14 protein-coding genes are annotated in these 12,093 nt (G+C 66.6%); 8 read left to right on the top strand and 6 right to left on the bottom strand.

Annotation, left to right across the window (positions count from 1 at the left end):
• The first annotated feature begins 64 nt into the window (after positions 1 to 64).
• Together AOP75_RS02550 and AOP75_RS02545 are read left to right on the top strand one after the other, a co-directional pair.
• Positions 65 to 742, top strand: a complete 678-nt coding sequence (locus AOP75_RS02550) for a response regulator transcription factor (protein WP_062076788.1) — start codon at positions 65 to 67, stop codon at positions 740 to 742.
• An 8-nt stretch (positions 743 to 750) separates the two neighbouring features.
• Positions 751 to 2,058 carry an ATP-binding protein gene (locus tag AOP75_RS02545; protein ID WP_062076787.1) on the top strand — a complete coding sequence of 436 codons (1,308 nt, stop codon included), beginning with the start codon at positions 751 to 753 and terminating at the stop codon, positions 2,056 to 2,058.
• Here the strand turns inward: AOP75_RS02545 and AOP75_RS02540 are convergent.
• Complete coding sequence (locus AOP75_RS02540; RefSeq protein ID WP_062076786.1) at positions 2,036 to 2,560, bottom strand: GtrA family protein; 525 nt, start codon at positions 2,558 to 2,560, stop codon at positions 2,036 to 2,038. The two genes, AOP75_RS02545 and AOP75_RS02540, sit on opposite strands and share 23 nt — an antisense overlap.
• On the opposite strand from AOP75_RS02540, the gene AOP75_RS02535 reads away from it, so the two are divergent.
• Positions 2,559 to 3,701 (top strand): 5-(carboxyamino)imidazole ribonucleotide synthase, encoded by a 1,143-nt coding sequence (locus AOP75_RS02535; protein ID WP_062076785.1) that lies wholly within the window; start codon positions 2,559 to 2,561, stop codon positions 3,699 to 3,701. The genes AOP75_RS02540 and AOP75_RS02535 overlap by 2 nt on opposite strands.
• Complete coding sequence (gene purE, locus AOP75_RS02530) at positions 3,701 to 4,207, top strand: 5-(carboxyamino)imidazole ribonucleotide mutase (RefSeq protein ID WP_062076784.1); 507 nt, start codon at positions 3,701 to 3,703, stop codon at positions 4,205 to 4,207. Before AOP75_RS02535 ends, purE begins: the two co-directional genes overlap by 1 nt.
• A 103-nt stretch (positions 4,208 to 4,310) precedes the next feature.
• Here the strand turns inward: purE and AOP75_RS02525 are convergent, their stop codons facing one another.
• Positions 4,311 to 5,954, bottom strand: a complete 1,644-nt coding sequence (locus AOP75_RS02525) for an FAD-dependent oxidoreductase (RefSeq protein WP_062076783.1) — start codon at positions 5,952 to 5,954, stop codon at positions 4,311 to 4,313.
• Positions 5,955 to 6,034: 80 nt separating this feature from the next.
• On the opposite strand from AOP75_RS02525, the gene AOP75_RS13020 reads away from it, so the two are divergent.
• The 3 genes from AOP75_RS13020 to AOP75_RS02515 all read left to right on the top strand — a co-directional run bounded on the left by AOP75_RS13020 (position 6,035) and on the right by AOP75_RS02515 (position 7,074).
• Positions 6,035 to 6,196 (top strand): DUF8730 family Cys-rich protein, encoded by a 162-nt coding sequence (locus AOP75_RS13020; protein ID WP_500778384.1) that lies wholly within the window; start codon positions 6,035 to 6,037, stop codon positions 6,194 to 6,196.
• Between the two features lies 1 nt (position 6,197).
• Positions 6,198 to 6,464 carry a metal-sensitive transcriptional regulator gene (locus tag AOP75_RS02520; protein ID WP_062076782.1) on the top strand — a complete coding sequence of 89 codons (267 nt, stop codon included), beginning with the start codon at positions 6,198 to 6,200 and terminating at the stop codon, positions 6,462 to 6,464.
• A 121-nt stretch (positions 6,465 to 6,585) separates the two neighbouring features.
• Positions 6,586 to 7,074 (top strand): hypothetical protein, encoded by a 489-nt coding sequence (locus AOP75_RS02515; RefSeq protein ID WP_062076781.1) that lies wholly within the window; start codon positions 6,586 to 6,588, stop codon positions 7,072 to 7,074.
• A gap of 106 nt (positions 7,075 to 7,180) precedes the next feature.
• Here the strand turns inward: AOP75_RS02515 and AOP75_RS02510 are convergent, their stop codons facing one another.
• The 4 genes from AOP75_RS02510 to AOP75_RS02495 all read right to left on the bottom strand — a co-directional run bounded on the left by AOP75_RS02510 (position 7,181) and on the right by AOP75_RS02495 (position 11,562).
• On the bottom strand, positions 7,181 to 8,494 hold the full coding sequence (locus tag AOP75_RS02510; protein ID WP_062076780.1) for an NAD(P)/FAD-dependent oxidoreductase: 1,314 nt from the start codon (positions 8,492 to 8,494) through the stop codon (positions 7,181 to 7,183).
• A gap of 309 nt (positions 8,495 to 8,803) precedes the next feature.
• A complete protein-coding gene (locus AOP75_RS02505; protein ID WP_062076779.1) occupies positions 8,804 to 10,207 on the bottom strand; it encodes a class II fumarate hydratase in 1,404 nt (467 codons plus the stop codon).
• 162 nt (positions 10,208 to 10,369) lie between these two features.
• The gene (locus AOP75_RS02500; protein WP_062076778.1) at positions 10,370 to 11,293 is read right to left on the bottom strand and encodes a carbohydrate kinase family protein; all 924 of its coding nucleotides are present in this window, start codon (positions 11,291 to 11,293) and stop codon (positions 10,370 to 10,372) included.
• Positions 11,290 to 11,562: an exodeoxyribonuclease VII small subunit gene (locus AOP75_RS02495; RefSeq protein WP_062076777.1), complete on the bottom strand. Its 273-nt coding sequence runs from the start codon at positions 11,560 to 11,562 to the stop codon at positions 11,290 to 11,292. Before AOP75_RS02495 ends, AOP75_RS02500 begins: the two co-directional genes overlap by 4 nt.
• 85 nt (positions 11,563 to 11,647) lie before the next feature.
• Here AOP75_RS02495 and AOP75_RS02490 point away from each other — a divergent pair, with 85 nt between their 5' ends.
• Positions 11,648 to 12,082 (top strand): hypothetical protein, encoded by a 435-nt coding sequence (locus AOP75_RS02490; protein WP_161794523.1) that lies wholly within the window; start codon positions 11,648 to 11,650, stop codon positions 12,080 to 12,082.
• Positions 12,083 to 12,093 lie beyond the last annotated feature (11 nt).

Below are 12,093 nucleotides of genomic sequence, written 5' to 3'. Positions count from 1 at the left end.
CGAGTTCCGTGAATGCGGGCGTGACGCACATTGCAAACTCAGGTCGCCCGGGTATCGTTGCCTCATGACTCGTATTGTCTTGGTCGAAGATGACCCGACCATTTCAGAACCCTTGACCCGCGCTTTGGGTCGCGAGGGCTACGACGTGGAGTGGCACGGGACCGGTATGGGGGGAGTCGGAGCGGCGGACGACGCCGATCTGGTCATCCTTGACCTGGGACTTCCCGACATCGACGGCGTCGATGTCGCCCGCCGCATCCGCGACAAGGGCCTTCAGGTGCCAATTCTGATGCTCACCGCTCGCGCGGATGAGGTAGATCTGGTGGTCGGGCTCGATGCCGGTGCGGATGACTATGTCACCAAGCCGTTCCGCCTCGCGGAGTTGTTGGCGCGCGTGCGTGCGCTCCTGCGCCGCCGGGTGGCGGGCGATTCCGCTGGCGAGCTGACCGTCGGAGGAGTGCGGGTAGATGTCGCCGCACACCGTGCCTTCCTTGATGACCGGGAACTGCAGCTGTCGAGCAAGGAGTTTGATCTGCTTCACCTGCTCGTTGCCAATGCGGGCTCGGTGGTGTCGCGCGACACCTTGATGCGCGACGTGTGGGAGGCGGAGTCCAGCGCTCCGTCCAAGACGCTCGACATGCACGTGTCGTGGTTGCGCCGCAAGCTCGGCGATGACGCCACCAAGCCGCGCTACATCACGACGGTGCGCGGCATGGGCTTCCGTTTCGAGAACGACGAGTAGGGGCGCCAGTGCGGCGCCGAGTCCTGCGCGCCACGGTCTCTGCACTTGCCGTGGCCGTGGTGCTCCTCGGTATCCCCTTGGGAATCGCCGCGGTGGAGCTGGTGCGCACTGACGCTCTCAGTGACCTTGACCTGCGCACCGCCACCGCCGCGCGTGCGCTTGAAGTGCGCTACCGCTCGGGCGAGAGCATCACGGAAGACGTCCTCGACTCGTACGTCTCCGATGCTGCCGGCGCCCCCGCCTATGTGTATGTGAGCCTGCCCGACGGCGAGGTGATGACGGCAGGCGAAGAGCCGCGTCCAGCGTTCTCTGACAGCCACGTCACGGACGACGGTCTTGTCGTCGTCATGTACGTGCCGTGGTGGGACGTGTTCTGGTCTGCGGCGAGATTCGTGTTCCTCGTGATGGGCGCAGGCCTGGTCGCGATTGCGGCGGGTGTGGCGATGGCCATCTGGCAGGCGAACCGGTTGACTGCCCCGTTGGTGTACCTCGCCGCGTCTGCCGAGCAGTTGGGCACTGGTCAGGTGCGCCCGCGTCTGGAGCGCTCCGGTATTGAGGAGATCGACCAGGTGGCGGACGAGCTGTCGCGGTCGGCGGACCGCATGGCGGCGCGGTTGGCGACGGAGCGCCAGTTTGCGGCCGATGCCTCGCATCAGTTGCGTACCCCGTTGACAGCGCTCACCATGCGCCTGGAAGAGATCTCGGCTCTGTCTGATCAGGAAGAGGTGCGCGAGGAGGCTGAGAAGTCGCTCGAGCAGGTGGAGCGCTTGGTGGGCGTGGTCGACGAGTTGCTGGGCCGCTCACGCCGCGCCTTGGGATCTGGCACCGAGCCAGTCGCGCTCGAAGAGATCTTCGAGCAGCAGCGCGAGGAGTGGTCGCAGGCCTTCCACGCTGCTGGCCGTCACCTGGTGCTTCACCCGACCGACGTATCCGTGTTCGCCACTCCTGGTGGACTCGCCCAGGTCCTTGCCACGTTGATCGAGAACTCGCTGCACCACGGCGCGGGCACAACGTCGGTGTCCGCGCGGGAGTCAGGCGACAACCACGCCACCGTCATCGAGGTGCGTGATGAGGGCGAGGGAGTTCCTGAGGAACTGGCACCGCGCATCTTTGAGCGCGAGGTGACGTCCGGCCGGGGTACTGGGTTGGGCCTCGCGCTCGCGCGTGACTTGGTGACGGCCGACGGGGGCAGGCTAGAGCTCGCTCACCGCGTACCTGCGGTTTTCGCGGTGTTCTTGCAGGGTGTGCCCTCGCTCGTTGACCTCGACACGGTCATCCCACACGGACGGAAGATCAGCCCTCGTCGTCGGCGCTGACGGCGGGGAGAGCGCGGCCCTCCGAGGTGAACACGAACAGGTCGTAGCCGATGTACCTGGTAATCGTGCCCAGTCCGATGCCAATGACGGAAGCCACGTTGTCCGCAATAAGAGACTCGTATCCAAGTCCGTGGTGGCTGATCGCGACTGTCGCGGCCTCAAGCACAATGGCCACGCCGTTGATGATGGCGAATAGGAGGAGCTCTCGGGTGGGAGTGTGGCGCTGAGGGCCGCGAAAGGTCCAGCCGCGGTGCGCCCACCAGGCAAAGAGAATCGACACGACGGTCGCGATGATCTTCGCTGTCACCACCCGGTCGTCGTCGCCAGCGATTTCTGCATCAGGCGCCAAGGGGCCCAGGCGCAGGAGGTTGAAGACGCCAAGGTTGACGACGATCCCTGCGAGGCCTACGGCACCAAAGCGCAGCAGTTCGCCGGCGCGCGCGCGCAGTCCTTGGAGCATCGTCACAAAAGGGAAGCCTAGTCGCCGGTAGGTTGTAGCCATGACTTCCCCCATCGTTGCCGTCGTCGGTGGCGGTCAGTTGGCGCGCATGATGGCTCCCGTGGCCACGAACCTGGGGCTCACGCTCCGGGTGCTCGTGGAATCCGACGCCGCCGCCGCTGCCGACCCCGCGCACCAGACCGTTGTTGGATTGCCGACTGATCCCGAGGCCATTGAGAAGTTGCTGGCGCACCCGCGCCCGGCTGTCCTGACGTGGGAACACGAGCACATTCCGGCTGAGGTTTTCGAGGCAGCGGAGGCGCTCGGCGTTCCCGCGCGGCCCGGTCATGACGCGCTGCGGTACGCACAGGACAAGATCGAGATGCGCCGCCGAATGGACGAGTTGGGGCTGCCTAACCCCGCGTGGGCCGTCGCGGAAACGGAAGCGCACGTCCAGGCTTTCCTCGATGCCCACGGTGGCGAAGCCATCCTCAAAACCGCTCGCGGCGGCTACGACGGCAAGGGCGTGATGGTGATTCGAGCATCGGCCGATGCCACCGCCTGGCTGGAAGCCGCCTCGCAAGGCGGCCCGCGCCTGCTGCTCGAGGAAAAGGTGCCCTTTACGCGCGAACTTGCCGTGCAGATCGCACGCCGCCCCAGCGGCGAGTCGCGTACGTGGGCCGTTGTCGAGTCCATTCAACGTGACGGAGTCTGCTCCGAAGTCACCGCGCCAGCGCCTGACCTCGACCCCACGCTTGCTCGCCAGGCGGAGGGCATTGCGCGCACCGTCGCGGACGAGCTGGGCGTGACGGGTGCGCTTGCGGTCGAGCTCTTCGAGGTCGACGGCGCCATCCTCATCAACGAGCTCGCGATGCGCCCGCACAACTCCGGTCACTGGACCATGGATGGTGCTGTGACTGGACAGTTTGAACAGCACCTCCGGGCGGTCCTGGACCTGCCTTTGGGTGACACCGCTCCGACCGCGCAGTGGACAGTCATGGCCAACGTGCTTGGGGGCGCGCGCGAGGACCTACAAGGGTCGCTCAGCGAGGTCGAGGACCCGGCCGCGAAGATTCACCTGTACGGCAAGGGCGTGCGTCCCGGGCGCAAGGTGGGACATGTGAACCTCTCCGGCGATGACCGCGCAGAGACCTATGACAGGGCCGTGGCCGCCGCAGCCGTGGTCAGGGATGGAGTGCAGTGATGAGCGAGAACATCAAGGTCGGAATCGTGATGGGGTCGGATTCCGACTGGCCCACCATGGAGGCAGCCGCGACGGCCCTTGGCGAGTTCGGTATTGCGTTTGAGAAGGACGTGGTGTCCGCGCACCGGATGCCGGAACAGATGATCGCGTACGGCCGTGAGGCGGAGGCGCGGGGCTTGCGCGTGATCATTGCCGGCGCCGGTGGTGCCGCGCACTTGCCTGGAATGCTTGCCTCGGTGACGACGCTGCCCGTCATTGGAGTGCCGGTGCCTCTCAAGCACCTCGACGGCATGGACTCACTGCTGTCGATTGTGCAGATGCCCGCGGGTGTCCCCGTCGCGACAGTTTCCATTGGCGGCGCGCGTAACGCCGGGCTTTTGGCTGCGCGAATTTTGGGGGCGGCGGACACGGAGCAGGGGGAGCACCTCCGCGCCGCGATGCGGACGTTCCAGGAAGACCTGCGGGACCAGGCGTATGCGAAGGGCGAGAACCTCCGCCGCCAGTAGCCGACTCCACCAGCCCGCACCCCCCGCGCCAAATGGCTCCATTTGGCTGTTTTAGCAAGCTATAACAGCGAAATGGAGCCATTTGGTGTGAAAGCGAGGCGGATCAGGGGCGCGTGGTAGCCGCCTGGCCGTCCCTCCACGTGAGATACCCGCCGTCGAGGTTGACGGCGTCATACCCGAGCTGGCGCAACAGGCGCGTGGCAGTGTGACCGCGCTGGCCAACCTGGCAGTGGACCACAACGCGCCGGTCGCGGGGCAGCTCCTGGTGCCGCGCGCGCAGGTCATTGAGGTCGATGTTCACGGTGTCGCCTCCGGTGAACACGGCACCGCGCCCGTGCTCCGCCGCCGTCCGCACGTCGACTACGAAGTCCGCTGCGGTGAGTTCGTGCCACTGAATCGACGGGGTGTCGCCCGTCGCGGCGTTCTCTGCGAGGTATCCCAGCATGTTGACGGGGTCCTTGGCGGAGCCGTACGCCGGCGCGTATGCCAGTTCGAGGTCAGCGAGCTCACTCGCGCGTAGCCCGCCACGAATCGCGGTCGCGATGATGTCGATGCGTTTGTCCGCTCCTGACTCGCCCACGGCTTGCGCGCCCAGAATGAGGTCCGTTGTGGGGTCCACGAGGAGCTTGAGAGCCAGGGCCGATGCTCCGGGGTAGTACCCGGCATGGTTGAGCGGGTGAGTGTGGAGGGCCCGGTACGGGCGGCCTTCCGTGCGCAAGCGCCGCTCCGTGCGGCCGGTGACGGCCGCGGTGAGGCCAAAGACACCCACGACCGCGGTGCCGATCGACGCCACCGGTGAGACGTCGCGGCCGGTGATGGTGTCAGCAACGCGCCGCCCATGGCGGTTCGCGAGATTGGCGAGCGGAATGAGCACCGACGAGTCACCGAATGCGTCTGCCTTCGCAGCGGCGTCACCGACCGCGTAGATGTGCTCAGCGGAGGTGCGCATAGCTTCGTCGACGGCAATGCCGCCGTTGGGCGCGATCGCGAGTCCCGCGTCGCGGGCAAGGTGAGTGTCCGGCGTGACGCCTATAGCTGCGATGACGAGGTCTGCGGCGACGCGCTGAGTGCCGTTGGGGCCGGTGATGACCACGGCATCGTCCGCAATCTCGCTGGCCCTTGAACCGGTCGTGACGTGGATCCCGTTGCTGGTGAGTCGTTCCTCAATGCGAATCGCCAGTTCCGGGTCCAGTGCGGTCAGCACCTGGTCTGCCATTTCGACGACCGTCACCTTGAGCCCGCGCAGGGCCAGGTTCTCCGCGACCTCGAGCCCCACAAAGCCTGCGCCGATGACGACTGCGCTCGCCGCGCCATCCATGCGCGCCACCATGCGGTCCACGTCGGCGACGTCGCGCAACGTGAGCGCACGCTCCGCGCCGGGGATGGGTGGGACCACTGGCCGAGCTCCGGGAGCAAGAATGAGTGAGTCGAATGACTCGATCATGAGTCCGTGCTCCCGGGAGTCAATGGTGACGGTTTTTGCTTGCGGGTCGATCGACGTGGCGCGCGAGCGCGTCCGTACGTCGAGATTGAAGCGCGCGCGGAGGGACTCGGGGGTCTGCAGCAACAGGTCCTCCCGATCCTCGATGACGCCGCCTGCGTAGTAGGGCAGCCCGCAGTTCGCAAAGGACACGTGCTCGCCTGCCTCGAGGACGACGATGTGGGCGTCCTCGTCGAGGCGGCGTAGGCGCGTGGCGGCGGACATGCCCGCAGCAACCGCACCAATGATGACGACCTTGTGGGCCATGAATTCCTCCTTGGGGTTGCCATCACGATACCCCGGGGGGTATTCTCGTCGCAACATTGCACAACTGGAGGAGTCTTCTCATGTGTTCACCAATCACCTGTCGTCAGTGCGGCAAGACCACGTGGAGCGGCTGCGGCCAGCACGTCGACGCCGTGAAGGCGCGGGTGCCCGCAGGGCAGTGGTGTGAAGGGCACGATTCGCCTTCGGGTCGATCGTTCTTCCCGTGGCTGCGCGGTAAGTGACATGGCTGCCGATGCCGAAGTTCAGCGCGCGGCGCTCAACCGCCTGAAGCGGGCGCGCGGGCAGCTCGATGCAGTGATCCGCATGGTTGAGGAGGGGAGGGAGTGCGAACCGACGGTCACCCAGCTCGCAGCCGTGTCGAAGGCGCTCGACCGAGCGGGCTTCATGATCATTTCCGCTTCCGTGCGTGAGTGCCTGAGTTCCGCCGATGAGGAGGGCCGTGAAGCGGACCTTGAGCGTCTGGAGAAGGTGTTCCTGTCGCTTGCGTAGGGCTCAGCTGCCACGCCCGCCCGCTTTTCGCAACATTGGTATTGCGAAAAGCGCGGCGGTGCGGCTACTCTCGCGGTGAGCGGCTCGCATCACGCGGCCGCCTGGAGGTCAGGAGCCCGCCATGCCGATCCCGGTGTCGACGCTGACTCACGTGGCTGCGCTTGCATCAGCGGTGCCCCAACTGACGGTGTCCCTTGACACTCACGGCGGCACCACCGTGATTGTGGGTGATTTTCCCGAGGCTTCGATGTGTGCACACGCGTTCCGCAATGTGGCCTCGCAGTGGCCGGCTCACGGAGAGCACCAGCCGTGCGTCGACGAGATCCACTTCGACGGGGGTGTGGCGCGTGGCCCGTTGCTCGCCACCGGGCCCGTGCGGTGGTTCGTCACCGATCTGCCTGCCCAACGCGCCGTTCACGCGCTGCGTCGAGTGCGCCCGCGTTCGCAGGGGGCCGATGTCGCGGTCAGGTTCGACGCTTTGCTAGCCGTTTCCGTGGTGCGCCTCGAGTCGGCCGAGCTGAGTGAGGAAGCGCTCGATGAACTCGCCACTGCCGCGTACGCGGCGTGTGCGGTCGACCACCTCATGCAGGCCGTCGCCGACGTCTCTTAGCCAGCCCGAGCATCGGCCAGCACCACTCGCTTCCCCGCCAAGTGGCTCCATTTCGCTGTTATAGCCTGCTATAACAGCGAAATGGAGCCACTTGACGAAAGAGGGGCTAGCTGTCGGCGGCTTCCTTGAACGCTCGCCGCGGCTCGTGGATGCGGCCCAGCGACACCAGGTCACGCCGGAAGAACAGCGCAGTCGTCCAGTCCACCACCACGCGAGCCTTGCGGTTAAACGAGGGGATCTGCGCCATGTGATAGGTCCGGTGCATGAACCACGCGGGCCAGCCGCGCAACTTGACGCCCATGATCTGCGCCACGCCCTTGTTGAGACCCAGCGACGCCACGGTGCCCAGGTGCTGATGCTTGTATTCCTTCACGGGGCGGCCGTGAATGTGCGCCGCCATGTTGGCTCCAAGTAGCTTGGCTTGGCGCACCGCGTGCTGGGCCGACGGGGCACACCACGCGCCCTCGCCCTTCGCGAGGTCCGGGATTTGCGCGCAGTCACCCGCGGCCCACGCGCCGGGAACCACATCGCCGTCCTCAGTGGCCACCTGCAGGGTCGGCAGGGCGTTCACGTGGCCGCGCGGGCCAGTGGGGAGGTCGGACTCGCCAATGACGGGGTTGGGCTTGACGCCGGCGGTCCACACGACCGTGTCCGCGTCGAACTTCTGGCCGTCGGACAGTTCAATGCGGCCGTCGACGCAGCTCTCCAGGCGCGTGGCCAGGTAGATCTCCATGCCCCGCTTGCGCAGTACCTCGAGCGTGTAGCCGCCCATCTCCTCGCCCATCTCCGGCAGGATCCGCGTGGCTGCCTCGATCATGACAAAGCGCAGGTCCGCAGGACGTAGCTCCGGGTAGTGGCGCAGCGCGGCGCGGGCCATGTCCTCGGTCTCCGCGAACGCCTCGATCCCGGCGAACCCGCCGCCCACGAACACGAAGGTCAGCAACCTGCGCCGCAGGTGCGGGTCTTCGGTGCTCGCGGCGCGCGCGATGCGGCCCAGCACCATGTTGCGCAAGTTGATGGCCTCTTCCACCCATTTGAATCCAAAGCCCATCTCAGCCAGGCCCGGGATGGGGAGGGTGCGAGGGATGGCGCCGAGCGCGATGACGACCTCGTCGTACTCAAGGTCCTGATCGCCGCCAAAGTCGGTCTCGACCCGCACCCGCTTGTCCTCGTGGGCGATGCTTGTAACTTTGCCCTGCACCACTCGGATGCCTTTGAGTTCCTTGCGCAACGGCACCACGACGTGGCGCGGCTCGATGGAGCCGGCGGCGGCCTCCGGAAGGAAGGGCTGGTAGGTCATGTATGCGCGGCGGTCCACGACAGTGATGTCGACGTGGTTGCCCGCCTTCTTGCGCAGGGACAGGGCCGTGTACAGGCCAACGTAGCCTCCGCCGAGGATCAGGACGCGGGTGGTGCTCATGGGAACCTCCTGGGCTCACAACAGTGACGTGCGCTTACCAGGGCAACCACGGAGGCGGCCACTCTGTTCCGTCGCACAATGGGTGGGGAGAGTAGGGGACGCGCCGATGCGCGGGCGATGTTCAGCTGCCGGTGCAGTTGGACTCGACCTCGCGGAGAAGTTGAGGGGACGCGGCGCGCCGCTGGGGGCGCGCTCCTCCTCCACTGGGTTGCAGTCTAGCGGCGGTGGCAGCGATATCCCAGGGTCAAGGAGTACGACGAAGGCCCCGGGCATCTGCCATCTGCCCGGGGCCTTCGTCGTGTGTGGCTGTTAGTGGTCGCCCACCATGGTGGTCACGTCGAGCAGCTGGTCGAGCTGCTCCTCCGAGATCTCACCGCGCTCAACGAAGCCGAGGTCGATCGTGGCTTCGCGCACGGTGAGGCCCTCTTTCACGGAGTGCTTCGCGATCTTCGCGGCGTTCTCGTAGCCGATCACGCGGTTGAGCGGCGTCACGATGGACGGCGACGCCTCGGCGAGGCGACGTGCCCGCTCCACATTGGCGGTGATGCCGTCGATGGTGCGTTCGGCGAGCACCTGCGAGGCGTTGCCGAGCAGACGCATGGACTCGAGTACGCCGAGCGCCATCACGGGGATCTGGACGTTGAGTTCGAACGCGCCGGACGCTCCCGCCCACGCGACCGTGGCGTCGTTGCCGATGACGCGCGCGCACACCATCAGGGTCGCCTCCGGGATCACCGGGTTGACCTTGCCGGGCATGATCGAGGAACCGGGCTGGAGGTCGGGCAGGGCGATCTCGCCCAGGCCAGTGTTGGGGCCGGACCCCATCCAGCGCAGGTCGTTGCAGATTTTGGTGAGCGAGACGGCGATGGTCTTCAGCGCGCCGGAGACCTCGACCAGGCCGTCGCGTGCCGACTGCGCCTCGAAGTGGTTGCGGGCCTCGGTGATCGGTAGGCCCGTGTCCTCGGCGAGCAGAGCGATCACGCGCTGGGGAAAGCCAGCGGGGGTGTTGATGCCGGTGCCGACGGCGGTGCCACCTTGAGGAACCTCGGCGACTCGCGGCAACGCGGCCTCGAGGCGCTCAATGCCGTAGCGGATGGCAGCGGCGTACCCGCCAAACTCCTGACCAAGGGTGACGGGCGTCGCATCCATGAGGTGGGTGCGGCCGGACTTGTAGACCTCGGAGAACTCGGATGCCTTTGCCTCAAGCGACTGGGCGAGGCGGTCGAGTTGCGGCAGGAGGTCGTTCACCAGCTGTGAGGTCGCGGCGACGTGGACCGATGTGGGGAACACATCGTTGGATGACTGGGAGCAGTTGACGTGGTCATTGGGGTGCACGTCCGACCCCAATTTTTGCGTCGCGAGGGTGGCGATGACCTCGTTGGTGTTCATGTTGGAACTCGTGCCCGAGCCCGTCTGGAACACGTCAACGGGGAAGTGATCATCGTGCTCGCCGGCTGCAACCTCGTCTGCCGCGGCGACAATGGCCTCGGCGATGGCGGGGTCGAGCACGCCGAGCTCGGCGTTGGCGCGCGCCGCAGCCTTCTTTACGCGTGCAAGGGCCTCGATGTGCCGGCGCTCCAGCGTGGTGCCGGAGATGGGGAAATTTTCGACTGCGCGCTGGGTCTGTGCGCGGTAGAGGGCGTGCGCGGGTACGCGGACCTCGCCCATGGTGTCGTGTTCAATGCGGAATTCGGATGCCTCGTTGCTAGCCATGGGTCACATTCTGACACCTCGGTGGCGCACCGCCGCACGTCCCCCCCGCAACTCAAATGGAGCCATGTGGTTGTTATAGAACCGCTAGACAGCGAAATGGTTCCAATTGGCGGGGAAGGCCAGGCGGGGAAGGCTGGGCGGGACGGTGGAGCGGGGCGAGGATCAGGCCGTGGCGAGCTCCGCCGTCGTAGGCGGGTTGGCGCCGGCGCGCGAGACCGTGATCGCCGCGATGCGGATGCACCGCTCGAGCACCCGGGTGAGCGTGTCAGCGTCGATTGCGCGCAGCTGCTGGCGACGATCCGCGCCAAGCAGTTCCTCGGTCCATAGCCCGTCGATGAGCCCCGACATGAAGGAGTCGCCGGCGCCGACCGTGTCCGCGACGGTGACGGGGAGTGCGGCCACGTCGATGCGGCCTGCTGGAGCAAGGGCGGTGGCTCCCTCGCCGCCACGCGTGACCACCACGAGCGCAGGTCCGTGCTCAAGCCACCCGGCGGCCACATCCTCGACCGTCTCACCGTCGCGCGCGATCCACTCGAGGTCCTCGTCGGAGACCTTCACGACGTCGGCAAGGGCGACCATGGCCTCGATTGCCGCGCGGGCGTCCGCGGGGTCTCCCATCAGCGTGGGGCGGGCGTTCGGGTCGTACGTGACGGTCGCGTGCTCACGGTGAGCCTGCACGTGATCACGCACGGCACTCGCTCCTGGCGCGAGCACGGCGGCGACCGAACCGGTGTGCACCACCAGGGGATGGGCGGCAGTCACCTCAGGTGCGGGCAGCGCCCACTCCAGGTCAAAGACGTAGGTCGCGGCGCCGGTGGCGTCGAGCGTGGCGGTCGCCACCGAGGTGTGATCCGCGTCAAGCGAACCGGGGGCAAGCCTCACGTGTGACGCTTCGAGGTGACGCGCGACATCCTGTCCGCGTGCGTCAACGGCGAGGTGAGTGAGGAGGCTCACGTCGCGGTCCAGGCGGCCCAGACCAATCGCGACGTTGGCGGGGGATCCGCCCGGGTGCTCGGCAGTGGTGCCATCGGCACGCACCACGACATCGACCAACGCTTCTCCAATGACGAGGGCCGTGCCACTCACTCGTCGTCCTCGTCGTCGGCGGGGATGATGCCCACCACACCGGCGTCTGCCTCTGGATCGAGCTCGTCGTCCGTGGCTGCGGTGATGCGGTCCTTCGCCCCATCCAGCAACTCTTGGCAGCGCGCGCCGAGCGCCTCGCCGCGCTCCCACAGCCCCAGCGACTCGTCGAGGGTCGCGGCGCCGGCCTCCAGTTTGGCGACGATCGCGACGAGCTCGTCGCGGGCCTCCTCATAGGACAGTTCCTTCACGTCTTCGTTGCTGTGTGGCATATGCCTCAACTTACCGCGTCATAGTTGGCGTGGTGAGCCCTCTCATGAGATGTTGACCGTCCCCTTGATTCACAACGGAGTGAACATGTTTAGTGAGAACTACTCCCGCCAGACCGCCTTGGCCAGCTTGAAGGACATGGACCAGAACCTGTCCGATCACGAGCTCGCCACCTTTGCGAAGTCTGACGAGGCGATGATCCGCGCGGCCGCCGCGGCCCACCCCAACACCCCTTTGACCACGCTGCTCAAGCTCGCGCGTGACGAGTCCGCGACGGTGCGCGCCGGCTTGGCTCGCAACCCTCGCCCGGATATGCCTGAGGACATCTACACCGACCTCGCGGGCGACAAGGTGCCTGAGGTCGTCTACGCGCTCATCGCGAACCCGCAGGTTCCTGACTCGTTGATCGCGAAGTTGGGGCGCAAGTTCAACAAGGAGTACTCGGGCGCCGCTCGCGACCGCCTCGCCTCTAAGGGCGGCGCGGCGAAGGTCCTGGGCAAGTTGGGTATCGCGTCTGGCTGAGTCTCTCACTC

Source organism: Demequina globuliformis (assembly GCF_000975155.1).
Taxonomy (GTDB): domain Bacteria; phylum Actinomycetota; class Actinomycetes; order Actinomycetales; family Demequinaceae; genus Demequina; species Demequina globuliformis.
Note: the sequence above shows the minus strand (reverse complement) of the source record. Positions and strands in the feature narration are given on the sequence as shown.

Coding starts and splice junctions, on each gene's coding strand:
- AOP75_RS02550 (WP_062076788.1), top strand. CDS start 65: ATGACTCGTATTGTCTTGGTCGAAGATGACCCGACCATTTCAGAACCC.
- AOP75_RS02535 (WP_062076785.1), top strand. CDS start 2,559: ATGACTTCCCCCATCGTTGCCGTCGTCGGTGGCGGTCAGTTGGCGCGC.
- AOP75_RS02540 (WP_062076786.1), bottom strand. CDS start 2,560: ATGGCTACAACCTACCGGCGACTAGGCTTCCCTTTTGTGACGATGCTC.
- purE (WP_062076784.1), top strand. CDS start 3,701: ATGAGCGAGAACATCAAGGTCGGAATCGTGATGGGGTCGGATTCCGAC.
- AOP75_RS02525 (WP_062076783.1), bottom strand. CDS start 5,954: ATGGCCCACAAGGTCGTCATCATTGGTGCGGTTGCTGCGGGCATGTCC.
- AOP75_RS13020 (WP_500778384.1), top strand. CDS start 6,035: ATGTGTTCACCAATCACCTGTCGTCAGTGCGGCAAGACCACGTGGAGC.
- AOP75_RS02520 (WP_062076782.1), top strand. CDS start 6,198: ATGGCTGCCGATGCCGAAGTTCAGCGCGCGGCGCTCAACCGCCTGAAG.
- AOP75_RS02515 (WP_062076781.1), top strand. CDS start 6,586: ATGCCGATCCCGGTGTCGACGCTGACTCACGTGGCTGCGCTTGCATCA.
- AOP75_RS02510 (WP_062076780.1), bottom strand. CDS start 8,494: ATGAGCACCACCCGCGTCCTGATCCTCGGCGGAGGCTACGTTGGCCTG.
- AOP75_RS02505 (WP_062076779.1), bottom strand. CDS start 10,207: ATGGCTAGCAACGAGGCATCCGAATTCCGCATTGAACACGACACCATG.
- AOP75_RS02495 (WP_062076777.1), bottom strand. CDS start 11,562: ATGCCACACAGCAACGAAGACGTGAAGGAACTGTCCTATGAGGAGGCC.
- AOP75_RS02490 (WP_161794523.1), top strand. CDS start 11,648: ATGTTTAGTGAGAACTACTCCCGCCAGACCGCCTTGGCCAGCTTGAAG.